Source organism: Neisseria gonorrhoeae (genome assembly GCF_003315235.1).
Classification (GTDB): domain Bacteria; phylum Pseudomonadota; class Gammaproteobacteria; order Burkholderiales; family Neisseriaceae; genus Neisseria; species Neisseria gonorrhoeae.
The window spans coordinates 1-17,105 of the sequence record NZ_QNRU01000038.1 but is presented as its reverse complement, the minus strand read 5'-3'; the positions used below and the strand labels follow the sequence as shown (position 1 = coordinate 17,105).

General features: G+C 54.2%; 17 protein-coding genes, 1 pseudogene and 1 other annotated feature. Of the genes and pseudogenes, 12 read left to right on the top strand and 6 right to left on the bottom strand.

What is annotated here, in order from left to right; translation table 11 throughout:
• Positions 1–300: 300 nt before the first annotated feature.
• From purE to DFR77_RS11345, 4 genes are read right to left on the bottom strand one after another with little or no spacing between them, the layout of a single operon-like run.
• Positions 301–786, bottom strand: coding sequence for a 5-(carboxyamino)imidazole ribonucleotide mutase (gene purE, locus DFR77_RS11360; RefSeq protein ID WP_003688684.1), 486 nt, complete (start codon positions 784–786; stop codon positions 301–303).
• A 47-nt stretch (positions 787–833) separates the two neighbouring features.
• Positions 834–1,547 carry a tetratricopeptide repeat protein gene (locus tag DFR77_RS11355; protein ID WP_003693072.1) on the bottom strand — a complete coding sequence of 238 codons (714 nt, stop codon included), beginning with the start codon at positions 1,545–1,547 and terminating at the stop codon, positions 834–836.
• Positions 1,547–2,215 (bottom strand): class I SAM-dependent methyltransferase, encoded by a 669-nt coding sequence (locus DFR77_RS11350; protein WP_003688686.1) that lies wholly within the window; start codon positions 2,213–2,215, stop codon positions 1,547–1,549. Before DFR77_RS11350 ends, DFR77_RS11355 begins: the two co-directional genes overlap by 1 nt.
• Positions 2,216–2,225: 10 nt before the next feature.
• Complete coding sequence (locus DFR77_RS11345) at positions 2,226–2,411, bottom strand: DUF3460 family protein (protein WP_003688687.1); 186 nt, start codon at positions 2,409–2,411, stop codon at positions 2,226–2,228.
• A 143-nt stretch (positions 2,412–2,554) separates the two neighbouring features.
• Here DFR77_RS11345 and mutL point away from each other — a divergent pair, with 143 nt between their 5' ends.
• From mutL to DFR77_RS11330, 3 genes are all read left to right on the top strand, one after another.
• Entirely contained in the window at positions 2,555–4,531 is a 1,977-nt protein-coding gene (gene mutL / locus DFR77_RS11340; protein WP_003688688.1) for a DNA mismatch repair endonuclease MutL, read from the top strand.
• A gap of 94 nt (positions 4,532–4,625) precedes the next feature.
• Positions 4,626–6,749, top strand: a complete 2,124-nt coding sequence (gene dnaX, locus DFR77_RS11335) for a DNA polymerase III subunit gamma/tau (RefSeq protein ID WP_025456527.1) — start codon at positions 4,626–4,628, stop codon at positions 6,747–6,749.
• Positions 5,815–5,854: a sequence feature (This ribosomal frameshift element is known only in the genus Neisseria.), on the top strand. Its footprint overlaps the gene before it by 40 nt.
• 80 nt (positions 6,750–6,829) lie before the next feature.
• Complete coding sequence (locus DFR77_RS11330; RefSeq protein WP_003688693.1) at positions 6,830–7,165, top strand: YbaB/EbfC family nucleoid-associated protein; 336 nt, start codon at positions 6,830–6,832, stop codon at positions 7,163–7,165.
• Positions 7,166–7,817: 652 nt separating this feature from the next.
• On the opposite strand, the gene recA is transcribed toward DFR77_RS11330, so the two are convergent.
• A complete protein-coding gene (recA, locus tag DFR77_RS11315; protein WP_003688695.1) occupies positions 7,818–8,864 on the bottom strand; it encodes a recombinase RecA in 1,047 nt (348 codons plus the stop codon).
• A gap of 199 nt (positions 8,865–9,063) precedes the next feature.
• Here recA and aroD point away from each other — a divergent pair, with 199 nt between their 5' ends.
• Both aroD and rep read left to right on the top strand, forming a co-directional pair.
• Complete coding sequence (gene aroD / locus DFR77_RS11310) at positions 9,064–9,828, top strand: type I 3-dehydroquinate dehydratase (RefSeq protein ID WP_003688696.1); 765 nt, start codon at positions 9,064–9,066, stop codon at positions 9,826–9,828.
• A gap of 19 nt (positions 9,829–9,847) precedes the next feature.
• Positions 9,848–11,863 carry a DNA helicase Rep gene (rep, locus tag DFR77_RS11305; RefSeq protein WP_012503651.1) on the top strand — a complete coding sequence of 672 codons (2,016 nt, stop codon included), beginning with the start codon at positions 9,848–9,850 and terminating at the stop codon, positions 11,861–11,863.
• 69 nt (positions 11,864–11,932) lie between these two features.
• On the opposite strand, the gene dinB is transcribed toward rep, so the two are convergent.
• Complete coding sequence (gene dinB, locus DFR77_RS11300; protein ID WP_003688698.1) at positions 11,933–12,991, bottom strand: DNA polymerase IV; 1,059 nt, start codon at positions 12,989–12,991, stop codon at positions 11,933–11,935.
• Positions 12,992–13,089: 98 nt separating this feature from the next.
• Here dinB and DFR77_RS11295 point away from each other — a divergent pair, with 98 nt between their 5' ends.
• The 7 genes and pseudogenes from DFR77_RS11295 to DFR77_RS11260 all read left to right on the top strand — a co-directional run.
• Positions 13,090–13,299 (top strand): hypothetical protein, encoded by a 210-nt coding sequence (locus tag DFR77_RS11295; protein ID WP_003688699.1) that lies wholly within the window; start codon positions 13,090–13,092, stop codon positions 13,297–13,299.
• Positions 13,300–13,890: 591 nt separating this feature from the next.
• A complete protein-coding gene (locus tag DFR77_RS11280) occupies positions 13,891–14,670 on the top strand; it encodes a ferredoxin--NADP reductase (protein ID WP_003688701.1) in 780 nt (259 codons plus the stop codon).
• Between the two features lie 208 nt (positions 14,671–14,878).
• A complete protein-coding gene (locus DFR77_RS11275) occupies positions 14,879–15,880 on the top strand; it encodes a tyrosine-type recombinase/integrase (protein WP_241532355.1) in 1,002 nt (333 codons plus the stop codon).
• A gap of 30 nt (positions 15,881–15,910) precedes the next feature.
• Positions 15,911–16,159 carry a site-specific integrase gene (locus DFR77_RS14230; RefSeq protein ID WP_003695320.1) on the top strand — a complete coding sequence of 83 codons (249 nt, stop codon included), beginning with the start codon at positions 15,911–15,913 and terminating at the stop codon, positions 16,157–16,159.
• Between the two features lie 19 nt (positions 16,160–16,178).
• The gene (locus DFR77_RS11270) at positions 16,179–16,442 is read left to right on the top strand and encodes a hypothetical protein (RefSeq protein WP_003688704.1); all 264 of its coding nucleotides are present in this window, start codon (positions 16,179–16,181) and stop codon (positions 16,440–16,442) included.
• Positions 16,443–16,478: 36 nt separating this feature from the next.
• The gene (locus DFR77_RS11265) at positions 16,479–16,763 is read left to right on the top strand and encodes a hypothetical protein (protein ID WP_003706224.1); all 285 of its coding nucleotides are present in this window, start codon (positions 16,479–16,481) and stop codon (positions 16,761–16,763) included.
• 5 nt (positions 16,764–16,768) lie between these two features.
• Positions 16,769–17,105 (top strand): annotated as a pseudogene (locus DFR77_RS11260) (IS1595 family transposase); the annotation flags it as partial.

Below are 17,105 nucleotides of genomic sequence, written 5' to 3'. Positions count from 1 at the left end.
GGGCGAATATTAAGCGGTATCTGCGAACCGTTTTGTCTGATTACGCCCGATTTGACGATGCACTACTGTCCTATTTTGATTTTAATTGACTATATTTGTACTGTCTGCGGCTTCGTCGCCTTGTCCTGATTTAAATTTAATCCACTATATATTTCAAAAATTGAAACCCGCACAGATTGTTAAACCCCAAAACAGGGGCGGGCGAAATTCTTCCGGCAATGGGTTCATGCAAACAAAATGCCATCTGAACCCCGAAAACAGGGCTTCAGACGGCATTTGTGTATTCGCGGACGGCGGGTTTTAAATCTGTTCCAATTCCATGTTTAAAACGGTTTGTTCCTGTTTGGCTCGGAAGTCTGCCAGTTTTTGCGCCAGTTCGGGGTTTTCGTTGGCGAGCATGGAGATGGCGAACAATGCGGCATTTGCCGCGCCTGCCTCGCCGATGGCGAATGTGGCGACGGGTACGCCTTTGGGCATTTGTACAATCGATAAAAGCGAATCTTCGCCGCGCAGGTATTTGCTTGGGACGGGTACGCCCAAAACGGGGACGGTGGTCTTGGCGGCAACCATGCCGGGTAAATGCGCCGCGCCGCCCGCACCCGCGATGATGGCTTTGATGCCGCGCGCCCGTGCGGTTTCGGCGTATTCAAACATCAAATCCGGAGTGCGGTGTGCGGAAACGACGCGCGCCTCATATTCTACGCCGAACTCTTCAAGAAACTGCGCTGCCTGCCGCATAACGGGCCAATCGCTGTTGCTGCCCATGATGATGCCGATTTGTATCATAAATCCTTCTTGGTGCGGATGGGGTAAAAAGCGGAAAAATGGAAAAACTATCGTTTGCGTACGGCTGCGGCGGCGCGTTTTGCCGCCGGGCTGCCGGGATAGGTCTGTATCAGGCTGCGCCAAGTCGCCCTTGCAATGTCTTTTTGCTGAAGCCTGTATTGGCATTCGCCGATTTTGAATATGACTTCGGGCGCGGTTGGGCTGTCTTTGAAACGGTTGGCGTAACGCCCTCCGATTTCGATGACAGATTCACAGTTCCCCATACGCGCCCTGCTTTGCAGCAACAGGTACATACTGCGTTGCGCGATGCTGCCGCCGTCTCCGCCGTCCGCCCCCTTCAACAAGGCGGCTGCGGCAGAAAACCTGCCGTTTTGATAGTGTTTGAGTGCCTGATTGTAGAGGTTTTGTGCGGTTTCGACGGTATGTGCGGATGCGCTGCCGCCTTCGGTATTGAGGTAATGCTCTTTCAATTTGCGGTCGTCGAGTTTTTGGACGTATGTCCTGCCGGAAGGGTGTATTTTCGTATGCTCCAATGCTTTGACTTTCCCGTTTAACATTTCCACTTCGTTCGACAGCCGGACGATTTTGCCTTCCAGATAGTCCAAACGGTCTTGCAGAGTGGGAACGGGATAGGGAATGCCGTCTGAAGCATTTTCCTGTGTCGGCATTTCGGTTCCGCTGCCCTCCGGAACGGGTAAAACGGAAGCACAGGAGGCAGACACAGACAGCCAAATGATAAAAAGCGGTAATTTGGTCTTCATTATTTTTTCAGAAGCAGGGTCAAACCGTCGCCGACGGGCAGGGTGATGGGGACAATCCGCGTATCGTTCGGCAGGTTTTGATTGAAATCTTTGAGAATTTTGACACTGGGCGGCGCATCAAAAGCCGCTTCGCGCATCACCCTTCCGTTCAACAAAATATTGTCGATGGCGATGATGCCGCCTTGCCGGACGAGTTTGAGGCAACGCTCGAAATATTGCGGCGTGGGCGGTTTGTCTGCGTCTATCAGTGCCAAATCGTAGCTTCCGGCTTCACCCTGTGCAATCAAATCATCCAATGTCAGCAATGCAGGTTGCAGGTGCAGGCTGATTTTATGCGCCACACCGGCCTCGTTCCAAACCTGACGCGCCGTATCGGTAAAGGTTACATTGATGTCGCAGGCGGTAATCCGCCCGTGTTCGGGCAGCGCCAATGCAAGCGCGGTGCTGCTGTATCCGGTAAATACGCCGATTTCCAGATATTTTTCCGCGCGAATCAGCTTTGCCAGCCAAACCAAAACCGCCGCCTGTTCGCGCGCAATCGCCATTTTGCCCATACGGTGATGCCCGGCCTTCTCACGCAGCCGCGTCAAAACGGGATGTTCGGGTTCGCCGATGGCATTCAAATAGTTTTGCAGGTCCGGTGCGACATTGGACAGATGGGTCGTCATTTCGGCGGGTTCAGTCTTGGTAATAGGTATAAGGTTTTTTCGCCACTTTTGCCGATTCAAAGTTTTTTTGCTCTTCGGGATTGAGTTCGACATCCCACAAAAGCCCTCGATTTTTCAAACGTTCTTGCGCCAATTCAGGTTTTTCTTCGATCAGGCGGTTGAGGAATTGTGTGGCTTCGGATTGGTAGTGGTACATCTTTGCGCTCCAATTTTACGGGATACGGCGTGATTATACTGGTATTTTCCAAACGGGATAAACGGCTTTTATCAAGAATACGGGCAGAAAGATAAGGGGTTTTATTATAGAATAAGGCGTTTTTTGCAACGGAAGACCGCCTTATGCCACGCATTGCCGCCCTGCCCGACCACCTCGTCAACCAAATTGCCGCCGGCGAAGTGGTCGAACGCCCTGCCAACGCCCTGAAAGAAATCGTTGAAAACAGCATAGACGCGGGCGCAACGGCGGTTGATGTGGAACTGGAAGGCGGCGGCATCCGCCTCATCCGCGTCGGCGACAACGGCGGCGGCATCCACCCCGACGACATCGAACTCGCGCTCCACCGCCACGCCACCAGCAAAATCAAAACCCTGAACGATTTGGAACACGTTGCCAGCATGGGCTTTCGCGGCGAAGGCTTGGCCAGTATCGCCTCCGTCAGCCGCCTGACCCTGACCAGCCGCCAAGAAGACAGTTCGCATGCGACCCAAGTCAAAGCCGAAGACGGCAAACTCAGCAGCCCCACCGCCGCCGCCCACCCCGTCGGCACCACCATCGAAGCCGCCGAACTCTTCTTCAACACCCCCGCGCGGCGCAAGTTCCTCAAATCCGAAAACACCGAATACGCTCACTGCGCCACCATGCTCGAACGCCTCGCGCTGGCGCATCCGCACATTGCCTTCTCACTCAAACGCGACGGCAAACAAGTGTTCAAACTTCCTGCCCAAAGCCTGCATGAACGTATCGCCGCCATTGTCGGCGATGATTTTCAGACGGCATCTTTGGAAATTGACAGCGGCAATAGCGCGCTGCGGCTCTATGGCGCGATTGCCAAGCCGACTTTCGCCAAAGGCAAAACCGATAAACAATATTGCTTCGTCAACCATCGTTTTGTCCGCGACAAAGTCATGCTCCATGCCGTCAAGCAGGCATACCGCGACGTATTGCACAACGCCCTCACCCCTGCTTTCGTCCTTTTCCTCGAGCTGCCGCCCAAAGCCGTGGATGTCAACGTCCACCCGACCAAAACCGAAATCCGCTTCCGCGACAGCCGGCAAGTACACCAACTCGTGTTCCACACGCTCAACAAAGCCCTTGCCGACACACGCGCCAACCTGACCGAAAGCGTCAGCAACGCAGGCGAAGTGTTGCATGACATTACCGGCGTTACGCCTGCCCCAATGCCGTCTGAAAACGACAGCGAAAATCTGTTTGATAGCGCATCCAACCACCCGACAGGCAACAAACCCGATACACGCAATGCCTTTGGTTCATCAGGTAAAACCGCGCCCATGCCTTACCAGGCCGCGCGTGCGCCGCAACAACACAGCCTGTCCCTGCGCGAAAGCCGCGCGGCAATGGACACCTATGCCGAACTCTACAAAAAAACCGACGACATCGACCTTGAGTTGAGCCAATTCGAACAGGCACGTTTCGGCAATATGCCGTCTGAAACGCCTGCTCACAAAACAGATACGCCGCTTTCAGACGGCATCCCGTCCCAATCCGAACTGCCGCCGCTCGGTTTCGCCATTGCCCAATTACTTGGCATCTACATTCTTGCCCAAGCCGAAGACAGCCTGTTGCTCATCGATATGCACGCCGCTGCCGAACGCGTCAACTACGAGAAAATGAAACGCCAACGTCAGGAAAACGGCAACCTGCAAAGCCAGCACCTGCTTATTCCCGTAACCTTTGCCGCGTCCCACGAAGAATGCGCCGCCCTCGCCGATCATGCCGAAACGCTGGCAGGCTTCGGCCTGGAACTGTCCGACATGGGCGGCAACACCCTCGCCGTCCGCGCCGCGCCCGTAATGTTGGGCAAATCCGATGTCGTCTCCCTCGCACGCGACGTATTGGGCGAACTCGCCCAAGTCGGCAGCAGCCAAACCATCGCATCACACGAAAACCGCATCCTCGCCACAATGTCCTGCCACGGCTCAATCCGCGCCGGCCGCAGGCTCACCCTGCCCGAAATGAACGCGCTGCTGCGCGATATGGAAAATACGCCGCGCAGCAACCAGTGCAACCACGGCAGGCCGACGTGGGTCAAACTGACTTTGAAAGAATTGGACACACTGTTCTTGCGCGGACAGTAAGCCGAAAATGCTAGAATACGCCGCCCGAAGCCGCCGTTCAGACGGCATTCCGACGCACCGACAGAAACATCACGACCGAAACCAAGAGAAAAACATGGCCTATCAAGTTCTCGCCCGAAAATGGCGGCCCAAAACCTTTTCCGACTTAGTCGGTCAGGAACACGTCGTCAAAGCCCTGCAAAATGCCTTGGACGAAGGCAGGCTGCACCACGCCTACCTGCTGACCGGGACGCGCGGCGTGGGCAAAACCACCATCGCCCGCATCCTTGCCAAAAGCCTCAACTGCGAAAATGCGCAACACGGCGAACTTTGCGGCGTGTGCCAAAGCTGCACCCAAATCGATGCCGGACGCTATGTCGACCTGCTCGAAATCGACGCCGCCTCCAACACAGGCATCGACAACATCCGCGAAGTCTTGGAAAACGCCCAATACGCGCCGACCGCCGGCAAATACAAAGTCTATATCATCGACGAAGTGCATATGCTTTCCAAAAGCGCGTTCAACGCCATGCTCAAAACGCTGGAAGAGCCGCCCGAACACGTCAAATTCATCCTCGCCACCACCGATCCGCACAAAGTCCCCGTTACCGTATTAAGCCGCTGCCTGCAATTCGTCTTACGCAATATGACCGCGCAACAGGTTGCCGACCACCTTGCCCACGTCCTCGACAGCGAAAAAATCGCCTACGACCCCCCCGCCCTGCAACTTTTGGGACGTGCCGCCGCCGGATCGATGCGCGATGCCTTAAGCCTGCTCGACCAAGCCATCGCCCTAGGTTCGGGCAAAGTTGCCGAAAACGATGTCCGCCAAATGATCGGCGCGGTTGACAAACAATACCTTTACGAACTGCTGACAGGCATCGTCAACCAAGACGGCGAAGCCCTGCTGGCAAAAGCGCAGGAAATGGCGGCGTGTGCCGTCGGCTTTGACAACGCCTTGGGCGAACTGGCCATACTGCTGCAACAACTCGCCCTGATACAGGCAGTCCCCTCCGCCTTGGCGCACGACGACCCCGATTCCGATATTTTGCACCGCCTCGCCCAAACCATAAGCGGCGAACAAATCCAGCTTTACTACCAAATCGCCGTCCACGGCAAACGCGACCTGGGCCTCGCCCCCGACGAATACGCCGGCTTTATGATGACCCTGCTGCGTATGCTGGCGTTCGCCCCCTTGGCGGCGGCTTCGTGTGATGCAAACGCCGTGATTGAAAATACCGAACTTCAATCCCCGTCGGCACAAACCGCCGAAAAGGAAACCGCCGCAAAAAAGCCACAACCGCGCCCTGAAGCGGATGCCGCCCAAACGCCCGTTCAGACGGCATCCGCAGCAGCAATGCCGTCTGAAGGCAAAACTGCCGGCCCCGTTTCCCATCAAGAAAACAACGATGTTCCGCCTTGGGAAGACGCGCCGGACAAAACCGAAACCGCAGCCGGCACGGCGCGAACGTCGGCAAAAAGCATTCAGACGGCATCCGAAGCCGAAACGCCGCCCGAAAACCAAGTTTCCAAGAACAAGGCAGCCGACAACGAAACCGAGGCTTCCTTGTCCGAAGTGCCGTCTGAAAACCCCATTCAGGCAACACCGAATGATGAAGCCGTTGAAACGGAAACATTTGCACACGAAGCCCCTGCAGAACCTTTCTACGGTTTTCCGGATAATGACTGCCCCCCGGAAGACGGCGTGGAAATCCCGCCGCCCGATTGGGCAAATGTCCTCCCTGCCGATACCGCAGGCGGAGGGACGGACGAAGAAGCAGAAGCGGGCGGCATCGGCGGAAACAACACGCCGTCCGCCCCGCCGCCCGAATTTTCCACCGAAAACTGGGCAGCCATCGTCCGGCACTTCGCCCGCAAACTCGGCGCGGCGCAAATGCCGGCGCAACACTCCGCGTGGACGGAATACCGTTCCGACACCGGACTGATGGTTTTGGCAATGACCGCCGAAGCCCGCGCCACCGCCGACAAAAAGCGGCTCGACAAAATCCGCGACACCCTCGCCCAAGCCTACGGGCTGCAACTCACCCTGCAAACCGAAGACTGGCGCGACGAAGCCGGCCGGGAAACCCCCGCGATGCAGGACAAGCGTGTCCAAGCCGAAGACAGGCAAAAAGCACAAGCATTGCTCGAAGCCGACCCCGCCGCACAAAAAATCCTCCAAGCATTCGGCGCGCAATGGCAGCCCGAATCACTGGAATTGGCGGCAAACCGGCCATAAACAGATATAATGCCGCCCGAACCCTTCGGACGGCATTGCCGCTTCCCTCATTCATTCAAACACAAACAGGAGTATTCAGTATGTTCGGAAAAGCCGGATTAGGCGGTCTGATGAAACAGGCGCAGCAAATGCAGGAAAACATGAAAAAGGCACAAGCCAAACTTGCCGAAACCGAAATCGAAGGCGAAGCAGGCAACGGCTTGGTCAAAATCACAATGACCTGCGCGCACGAAGTACGCAAAATCGACATCAGCCCCGATTTGATTCAAGAAGCCGCCGATGACAAAGAAATGCTCGAAGACCTCATCCTCGCCGCCCTCAAATCCGCCCGGGGCAAAGCCGAAGAAACCGCAAACAAAACAATGGGCGCATTCACCCAAGATCTGCCCCCCGGCGTGGGCGACTTCTTCCGCTGACCCCGACCGTCATTCCCGCGAACGCGGGAATCCGGTAACCGAAAAACCACAGGAATCTATCGGAAAAAAACAGAAACCCCCGCCGCCGTCATTCCCGCGCAGGCGGGAATCTAGAACGTAGAATCTGAAAAACCGTTTTACTCGATAAATTTCCGTGCCGACAGGTCTGGATTCCCGCCTTCGCGGGAATGACGGCATATTTTTTGCATTTGATATAAAGGGTCGTTTGAATTTTGTTCAGCAAGTGCAAAGTATTGCACATAAAAGGGCGCAGGCTTCATCCGTAAAGTCGGCGCAGGATAGAGGCAAAGCGGGCGTAGGTCGGGCTGTAGCAACTGTATTTTTCACCCCGTCGGGTAAAAATATAGTGGATTAACAAAAACCGGTACGGCGTTGCCTCGCCTTAGATCAAAGAGAACGATTCTCTAAGATGCTGAAGCACCAAGTGAATCGGTTCCGTACTATAGTGGATTAAATTTAAACCAGTACGGCGTTGCCTCGCCTTGCCGTACTATTTGTACTGTCTGCGGCTCTCCGCCTTGTCCTGATTTTTGTTAATCCGCTATACCAAAACTCAAATCAAGCCGTCCGGAGGCGGCTCAAAAAAAACGGTACTTCGCAGCAGAAGTACCGTTTATCGGGATTTCAGGTTTTATTCTTCGGGTCGTTCGCCGTCGGTTTCGTCCTGCGTCCCTTCGGTGATGTGCATTTCTACGCCGTTGAGGGCGCGAATTTTTGCGTCGATTTCGTCGGAAATTTCGGGGTTTTCTTTCAGCCAGACGCGGACGTTGTCTTTGCCCTGACCGATTTTCGCGCCGTTGTAGCTGTACCACGCGCCGGATTTGTTGATGATGTCGTTTTTCACGCCGATGTCGATCAATTCGCCTTCCCAACTGATGCCTTCTCCGTAGAGGATGTCAAACTCTGCCTGACGGAACGGGGGGGCGACTTTGTTTTTGATGACTTTGACGCGGGTTTCGTTGCCCAATACTTCTTCGCCTTTTTTGATGGATCCGGTGCGGCGGATGTCGAGGCGGACGGAAGAATAGAATTTCAGCGCGTTGCCGCCGGTCGTGGTCTCGGGGCTGCCGAACATTACGCCGATCTTCATTCGGATTTGGTTGATGAACACAACCAGCGTATTGGTTTTTTTGATGTGTCCGGTCAGTTTGCGCAAAGCCTGACTCATCAGGCGCGCCTGCAGTCCGACGTGGCTGTCCCCCATATCGCCTTCGATTTCGGCTTTGGGGACGAGTGCGGCTACGGAATCGACGACTACCATATCTATGCCGCCCGAACGGACGAGCGTGTCGCAGATTTCCAAAGCCTGTTCGCCGGTATCGGGCTGGGACAGGTAAAGCTCTTCGACTTTTACGCCGAGTTTGCGGGCGTAAACGGGATCGAAGGCGTGTTCGGCATCGACAAAGGCGCACACGCCGCCGTTTTTCTGGCATTGGGCGACGGCTTCGAGGCAGAGTGTGGTTTTGCCGGAGGATTCGGGGCCGAAGATTTCGACGATGCGCCCGCGCGGCAGGCCGCCGACTCCGAGGGCGAGGTCTAATCCGAGCGATCCGGTGGAAATGACTTCGAGGTTTTCTTCCTGCTGGCTGCCGTCCATTTTCATGATGGCGCCTTTGCCGAAACTTTTTTCGATTTGCGCCAGTGCGGCGGCAAGGGCTTTGCTTTTGTCGTCTGACATGGGGGTTACTCCGGAACAAATGCGGTATGTGGGCTGCGGCGCAACACGGGCTGCGGCGCGGAATATGAATCGGTCGGTCATTATCGCATGTTTGCCTTTCGGGGGCTACCATCCGCTTCAGACCGAATGCCGTCTGAAACATTGTCCCTCCTTTGCTATAATGGTGCCCTTACTTTTCCCGCCAGCCGCTTGAACCGCCATGCACACCAGCCTGACCGTCAAAAATACCGTTATCGGAAGCGGGCGCACCAAAATCGCCGTGCCGCTTGTCGCCCGAGATGCCGCCGATTTATCCTCCGTGCTGTCCCAAATCAAAAACCTGCCCTTCGATATCGTCGAGTTCCGCGCCGACTTTTTGGAATGCGCGGGCAGCATCGGCGAAGTATTGCGCCACACGCAGGCCGTCCGCGACGCGCTGCCCGACAAACCGCTGCTGTTTACGTTCAGACGGCATTGCGAAGGCGGCTCGTTCCCGTGTTCGGACGATTATTATTTTGAACTGCTCGACGCGCTGATCGAAAGCCGCCTGCCCGACATTATCGATATCGAGCTGTTTTCCGGCGAAACCGCCGTCCGCCGCGCCGTGGCAAATGCTCAAAAAAACGGCATCGCCGCCCTGCTCTGCAATCATGAGTTTCACCGCACGCCGCCGCAAGAAGAAATCGTATGCCGTCTGAAACAGATGGAGGACTGCGGCGCGGACATCTGCAAAATTGCGGTGATGCCGCAAAGCTCGGAAGATGTGCTGACTTTGCTTTCCGCCACGCTCGAAGCGAAACGGCTTGTCGCCAAACCGGTTATTACGATGTCGATGGGGCAGACGGGTGCGGTCAGCCGGCTTGCCGGACAGGTGTTCGGCTCAAGCATCACGTTCGGTTCGGGAACGCAAAACTCCGCGCCGGGGCAAATCGGCGTATCCGCCCTCCGTGCGGCACTCGACTGCCTCGAAAGCGGCGCAGACTGATTTCAGACGGCATCAAAACATGATGAAACTCAATGCCCAACAGCTCGAAGCCGTCCGCTACCTCGGCGGCCCCCTGTTCGTCCTTGCCGGCGCAGGCAGCGGCAAAACCGGCGTGATTACGCAAAAAATCAAGCATTTGATTGTCAATGTCGGCTATCTGCCGCATACCGTCGCCGCGATTACCTTTACCAACAAAGCCGCTGCGGAAATGCAGGAGCGCGTCGCCAAAATGCTGCCCAAACCGCAAACGCGCGGGCTGACGATTTGCACGTTCCATTCTTTGGGCATGAAGATTCTGCGCGAAGAGGCGAACCATATCGGTTACAAAAAAAACTTCTCCATTCTCGACTCTACCGACAGCGCCAAAATCATCGGCGAACTCTTAGGCGGCACGGGAAAAGAAGCCGTATTCAAGGCGCAGCACCAGATTTCCCTTTGGAAAAACGATTTAAAAACGCCTGAAGATGTCGTTCAGACGGCCTCTAATGTGTGGGAACAACAAACCGCGCGCGTGTATGCAAGTTATCAGGAAACCCTGCAAAGCTATCAGGCAGTAGATTTTGACGACTTAATCCGCCTGCCTGCCGTGCTGTTGCAGCAAAACAGTGAAGTGCGCAACAAATGGCAGCGGCGGCTGCGTTATCTGTTGGTTGACGAATGCCAAGATACGAATACCTGCCAATTTGCGCTGATGAAACTCTTGACAGGCGCGGAAGGGATGTTTACCGCCGTCGGCGACGACGACCAGTCCATCTACGCATGGCGCGGCGCGAACATGGAAAACCTGCGCAAAATGCAGGAAAACTATCCGCAGATGAAGGTCATCAAACTGGAGCAAAACTACCGCTCCACCGCGCGGATTCTCAAAATTGCCAACAAAGTCATCGAAAACAACCCCAAGCTGTTTACCAAAAAACTTTGGTCGCAATTGGGCGAAGGCGAGCCGGTTAAAGTCGTTGCCTGCCAAAACGAGCAGCACGAAGCCGATTGGGTCGTCAGCCAAATCGTCAAACAAAAACTCATCGGCGGCGACAAAACCCGATACGCCGATTTTGCCGTGTTATACCGCGGCAAGCATCAGGCACGGATTTTCGAGGAAGCATTGCGCGGCGCGCGCATCCCCTACCGTCTCTCCGGCGGACAAAGCTTTTTCGACAAAGCCGAAATCAAAGACGTGTTGTCTTATGTGCGGCTGCTTGCCAACCCCAACGACGATCCCGCCTTTCTGCGCGCCGTTACCACGCCAAAACGCGGCATCGGCGATGTAACGCTGGGCAAACTCAACGCCTACGCGCACGAACACGAATGCAGCCTGTATGAAGCCGCACAAAACGAAGAAGCCCTTGCCACACTGAACAATACCAACCGCCAACACCTGCAAGCCTTTATGGATATGTTCGGCAACTACCGCGCCAAAGCCGAAATCGACGAAGCGGGCGAGTTCATCAACAGCCTGCTCGAAGAAATCGACTATGAAAACCATTTGATGCAAAACGAAGAAGGCAAAGCCGGCGAAATCAAATGGCGCAACGTCGGCGAGTTGGTATCGTGGTTCGCACGAAAAGGCGAACGGGACGGCAAAAACGTCATCGAACTCGCCCAAACCGTCGCCTTGATGACGCTTTTGGAAGGAAAAGACGAAGAAGAAACCGATGCCGTCTCGCTATCCACGCTGCACGCCGCCAAAGGTTTGGAGTATCCGTATGTTTTCCTTGTCGGTTGCGAAGAAGGTGTTTTGCCGCACAACGACAGCATCGAAGAAGGCAACGTCGAAGAAGAACGCCGCCTGATGTACGTCGGCATCACCCGTGCCAAACGCCAACTCACGCTGACCCACTGTGTCAAACGCAAAAAACAAGGCATATGGCAATTCCCCGAACCCAGCCGATTCATAGACGAAATGCCGCAGGAAGATTTGAAAATCCTGGGGCGCAAAGGCGGCGAACCGATTGTCAGCAAAGAAGAAGGCAGACGTAACCTTGCCGATATAATCGGAAGGATCGACAACCTAAAAAAAAGCGGCCCGGCGGATTAAACCGGAGCCGCAATGCCGTCTGAAAGACGTTCAGACGGCATATTTTTTGAACGGCGCGCGTCAAGCGGTTTACGCCCACAAATCCTGCTGCTGATTTTTCGGTACAAGCCTGCCGACACCGATACCGATGAGGCGGAACGCGTCTTCCGTCTGCGGCGGGACGCGCGCCATCAACATTTGCGCAGCCTGCAGCAGAGCTGCGCAGTCGGGCAATACGGAGGAATAAGTCAGCGTGCGCGTGATGATGCGGAAATCGTAGGTCTTCAGCTTGAGCGTTACGCTTTGGGCTTCGACGTTTTTGCGCGTGATTTGCCGCCACAGGTCTTCGGCAAGATGGGGCAGGTGTCCGGCAGCCTGCCCGAGCGGCAGGTCTTCGGGCAGGGTGATTTCTGTGGAAATTTGGAGGCGTTCGCGTTCGGCTTTGACGGGGTGTTCGTCCGTACCGCGCGCCAAATCATAGAGGCGGTAGCCGTAGCGTCCGAAATGGTTTAAGAGCTCGCCGCGCTCGAAACGGCGCAAATCGCCCGCCGTCCGCATACCCAGCGACTGCATTTTTTTCAGCGTTACCTTGCCCGCTCCGGGGATTTTGCCCAAAGGCAGGGTTTCCAAAAATGCCATAACTTTGTGCGGCGGCAACACAAACTGCCCGTTCGGCTTGCGCCAGTCGGAAGCAATTTTCGCCAGAAATTTGTTCGGCGCGATGCCTGCGGATGCGGTCAAACCCGTTTCCGCAAAAATGGCGGCACGGATTTCTTTGGCAACTTCGCCGGCGTAAGGGATATTTTTGAAATTACGGGTAACGTCAAGATAGGCTTCGTCCGGCGACAGGGGTTCGATTAAATCGGTATAACGTCTGAATACGGCGTGAATCTGCGCAGAAACCTGACGGTACAAATCGAAATGCGGCGGCACATACACCGCTTGCGGACACAGCCTTTTCGCCGTTGCCACCGACATCGCGGAATGCAGCCCGAACTGCCGTGCATCATACGATGCGGCACAAATCACCGAACGCGCGCCCTCCCACGCGACGACCACCGGCCGCCCTTTCAAATGCGGCTGTTCGCGCAGTTCTACCGATGCGTAGAACGCGTCCATATCGATGTGGATGATTTTGCGTAAAGACATCGGCTCTGCCGAGGATAAAAGGGATATTTTACTGCGGGCATCGGACAAAATCCAAATATACTAACAGGTTAAATACAAAAGAGTTGGCTGGATTAATTTTGAAACTCGATAAAAATAATGGTTTTTATCAAGCAGAAAGAAACAGTAATGGAAATTATGATATCGTAAGAAAAAATTATCTGAAAAATATTACCAAAATACAATCAAATATATTGATTTACTTAGATAATACCAGTACCGGATTTAAAATTCAACAGAGGAGAAAACAAATCAGAGCACAAATTTCAGCCAGACAATGGAGAAGATAAAAGATGAATAAAAATATAATTTATATATTTTCTTTATTAATCACTATTGTTATTTTCTTTATATTTGAAAAGAATGTAATAAGCAAAATAAGTTTTGATTATAATAAAAAAGAATTCTTAATTAGTGATATAACGAACTTTAACTGGGATCATGTAAAACTGTATATAATCAATTCAGATTTCCAAAAAATTGTTTTTTATGATAAAGGTAAGATAGTTTTTGAGGAATTAATAGAACTAGATAGGAAAGGGAAAGTTTTACCTCAATATCTATTTGATTCATATTTGAAAAATGTTTAATATTACGAATGTGATTACAAGAATGGCAAGATGCAACTTTTAAAAAAGAAAAATTACATTCTTTTGATAGATATTTTTATTATTATAAACCTATAAACTGTAGGCCGAAACTTTTGTAAAACTGTCCATACTCATTACCGCCTAGTCGGTAATGCATTTTTTAGTAGTATTTGAAAAAGTATGATGATAAAAACGGTTAAGCCTAACTTTTTCATAAAATCCAGCAGAGTAAGGCAGAAAAAAACACCCAAATTGGCTATAATCCCGACAAACACACTCAAGGACAACAACATGGCAGCCTCGCCCGAAGCAAAATTCACCGAAGAAAAGATTTTGTGGGTCAAACACCACACGCCGAAACTCATCACTTTCGCCATCAGCCGTCCCGAATCCTACCGTTTTAAAGCCGGACAGTTCTCCCGACTCGGTTTCTACGAAGGTAAAGGCTTTATTTGGCGTGCCTATTCCGTCGTTTCCGCAGAATATGCCGACACGCTCGAATATTTTGCCGTACTCATCCAAGACGGCCCCATGTCGGCCCTTTTCGCCAAAATGCAACAGGGCGACACCATCCTGCTCGATAAAAATGCCACTGGCTTTCTCCTGCCCGAACGCTTCCCCGACGGCAAGGATTTGGTGATGCTCTGTACCGGCTCGGGCATCGCCCCCTTCCTTTCCATTCTCGAACAACCCGAAATCCGGCAGCGTTTCGATACCGTCAACCTGATACATTCCGTATCTTTTCCCGAAGAATTGATTTTCAACGACCGGCTGGCCGCATTGTCCGAACATCCCCTGGTAGGCGAATACGGACACTCGTTCCGTTTCGTCCCTGTTACCACCCGTGCCGCCAACCCCTCGGGCTTAAGCGGAAAACGCATTCCGGAACTCTTAAAAAACAACAGCATCGAACAGGCGCTGCATACCAAGCTCACCCCGGAATCCACACGGTTTATGATTTGCGGTAACCCGGAAATGGTCAAAGACACTTTCCAAACGCTGCTCGATATGGGTTACGCCATGCACCGCAACCGCATTCCCGGTCAAATCATGATGGAAAACGGCTTCTAAAAACGAACGCTCCCAACCCCTACCCACGCCCACACACAAAACAAAATAAAAAACAGCGATATACAAAAACCAATTTGCAAAAACAGACCTCACGCCTATACTGCCACTCACAGCAAGCAACACAAAAAAGCGGGTACAAATTAGGGTACAAAACACAAGCCCGAACACAGAAGCACCCCAACCAAACCCAAAGGCAAAGGCAAACAAAATGGCGGCACACAACAAACTGACCCAAAAACAAATAGAAGCAGCCAAGGCAGACGGCAAACAAAGCAAGCTGGCCGACGGCGGCGGCTTATATCTGCTGCTGCACCCCAACGGCAGCAAATACTGGCGGATGCGCTACCGGCACGGCGGATGCGAAAAAACCCTAGCCTTGGGCGTATATCCCGCCGTCAGCCTCAAGCAGGCCCGCGAACTTGCCCGCGCCGCCCGGGCGCAGACCGCCGCCGGCATCGACCCCGTCGCCGAACACCACCGCACCCGTCCCGGCAGCGGGCGCAGCCTTCCCGAAATCGCCCGCGCGTGGTACGGCAGCCGTCAAGGGCAACGCGCCGACAACACACTGGAAGGCGACCGCCGTTCACTCGCCTACCTGACCGACTACTACAAAGACAACACCGACATCAACGACATCACCACCGCCGGCGTATCAAAATTTATCGAACACCTCAACCGCATCAACATCCCCGCCTGCGCCCGGCGCACCGTCCAAATCCTCGCCCAAATATGGGACTATGCCGTCCAGCGCGGCATCATTACCGACGAACGGCGCAACCCCGCAACCACCGCCCGCCCACTGCTAAACACAAGCAAACCCAAACCCCAGCCCCACATCCGCCCCGACGAGTTGCCCGACTTTTACCGCACCCTCCAAACCGCCCACGACCTGCACCCGTACGCCCGCCCCCTGCTGCTGCTTGCCGCCCTGACCGTCCCCCGTCCGTCCGCACTGCTTTCCGCCCGCTGGCAAGACATCGACCTCACCGCCCGGTTATGGCACATCCCCGCCGCCGACATGAAGACCAAACACCCCTTTACCGTCCCACTGTCGGACTGGGCAGTAGAAATACTCCGAGAGCTGCACACACAGACCGGCGACAACATCCACCTTTTCCCAGGCATCCGCCCACGGCGCAAACCCGCCCCCCCATCCCGACCACATCAGCATCAAATTCGCCCACAACGCCATCCGACGACTGGGCTATGACGGCAGCACCCCGGCAAATCCAAACACACCATGCACGGATTCCGCGACCTCTTCACCAACATCAGCCTGACCGCCGGAAAAGACACCCTCACAACAGACCTCGCCCTTGGCCACATCAGCCGCGCCGCCCTCCAACGCGCCGGCTTCTCAAGCCTGCACCACTACCTGACCGCCGACAGCTACCGCCTCCAAGAGCGGCGCGAACTCGCCGAATGGTACGGCCGCCGCCACCGCCAAGCATACGAAGCCGCCGCCCAAAACACTTGCAATAAAACCTAAAAGGTATTAACATACATACATGGCAGACATCCTGCCATCCGACAAGCGGCGGCAACCGCCAAAAACGAAAGGAAATCCAATAAACATAATCGAACAAGAAACAAAACGCACCGAGTTAAGAAAAATAGATGCCGAAATCGCCAAAATCATTGCCGACGCGCACAAAATCAACGCCGAATCCGTAAAAATAGCCCAAGAGTCCCGCTGGTATCCCATGATGGCGGCCACCGGTCTGGTTACCGCCATCGCCGCCGTGTTGGCACTGATATTCAAATTTGCCTGACCACAAGCCCCGCGAGGGGCTTTATCCCTCAACAAAATGAACAGAGCCGCACTATTCAACCGCTACCCCGAATGGATTATCGGGCAAGACGGCGCAAGCCGTTTCATTACCCATTGCCGCTATCCCCGCCTGATTGCCAAAATCCACAGGCAGACAGACGGCGAATGCCCGGGCGGGCATTACCGCCATTCCGAAAACGGCATCACCCTTTACGATTTTATTTTTTTCGGCGGCAAACCGGCAGACGAAGCCCGATTTGCCGCCGTCCTTACCGAAACCTGCCGCCGGGCAGTCAAAAAAATAGGGTCTGTACCAGATTAGCAGATATGTTACCCTCGAAATATGAAGATAACACACTGCAAATTAAAGAAAGAAGTACAAAAAGAACCGCTCCGTTCTTTTGTACCGGAAGTTACCGCCCGTTCTGCCGCCGATATTTTGGGTATCCATCCCGATTCGGCGGCACTGTTTTACCGTAAAATCCGCACGGTTGCCAACCATCGTTTGGCCTTGGCTGCCGATGAGGTTTTCGGGGCCCCGCCGGGCCGGGCGGAAGCTGTTTCGGCGTACGGCGTAAAGGCAGACGCGGTCGCGGCGCGGCAGGAAAAGCGGTTGTCTTCGGCATTCCGAAACGCAACGGGCGGGCCTATACCGTTGCCGCGG

Bases quoted from the DNA above. Each gene is read 5' to 3' on its own strand.
- DFR77_RS11280 (WP_003688701.1), top strand. From the start codon at position 13,891: ATGGCAGCCTCGCCCGAAGCAAAATTCACCGAAGAAAAGATTTTGTGG.
- DFR77_RS14230 (WP_003695320.1), top strand. From the start codon at position 15,911: ATGCACGGATTCCGCGACCTCTTCACCAACATCAGCCTGACCGCCGGA.
- recA (WP_003688695.1), bottom strand. From the start codon at position 8,864: ATGTCAGACGACAAAAGCAAAGCCCTTGCCGCCGCACTGGCGCAAATC.
- dnaX (WP_025456527.1), top strand. From the start codon at position 4,626: ATGGCCTATCAAGTTCTCGCCCGAAAATGGCGGCCCAAAACCTTTTCC.
- DFR77_RS11330 (WP_003688693.1), top strand. From the start codon at position 6,830: ATGTTCGGAAAAGCCGGATTAGGCGGTCTGATGAAACAGGCGCAGCAA.
- DFR77_RS11265 (WP_003706224.1), top strand. From the start codon at position 16,479: ATGAACAGAGCCGCACTATTCAACCGCTACCCCGAATGGATTATCGGG.
- DFR77_RS11345 (WP_003688687.1), bottom strand. From the start codon at position 2,411: ATGTACCACTACCAATCCGAAGCCACACAATTCCTCAACCGCCTGATC.
- rep (WP_012503651.1), top strand. From the start codon at position 9,848: ATGATGAAACTCAATGCCCAACAGCTCGAAGCCGTCCGCTACCTCGGC.
- DFR77_RS11270 (WP_003688704.1), top strand. From the start codon at position 16,179: ATGGCAGACATCCTGCCATCCGACAAGCGGCGGCAACCGCCAAAAACG.
- dinB (WP_003688698.1), bottom strand. From the start codon at position 12,991: ATGTCTTTACGCAAAATCATCCACATCGATATGGACGCGTTCTACGCA.
- DFR77_RS11275 (WP_241532355.1), top strand. From the start codon at position 14,879: ATGGCGGCACACAACAAACTGACCCAAAAACAAATAGAAGCAGCCAAG.
- purE (WP_003688684.1), bottom strand. From the start codon at position 786: ATGATACAAATCGGCATCATCATGGGCAGCAACAGCGATTGGCCCGTT.
- DFR77_RS11355 (WP_003693072.1), bottom strand. From the start codon at position 1,547: ATGAAGACCAAATTACCGCTTTTTATCATTTGGCTGTCTGTGTCTGCC.
- mutL (WP_003688688.1), top strand. From the start codon at position 2,555: ATGCCACGCATTGCCGCCCTGCCCGACCACCTCGTCAACCAAATTGCC.
- aroD (WP_003688696.1), top strand. From the start codon at position 9,064: ATGCACACCAGCCTGACCGTCAAAAATACCGTTATCGGAAGCGGGCGC.
- DFR77_RS11350 (WP_003688686.1), bottom strand. From the start codon at position 2,215: ATGACGACCCATCTGTCCAATGTCGCACCGGACCTGCAAAACTATTTG.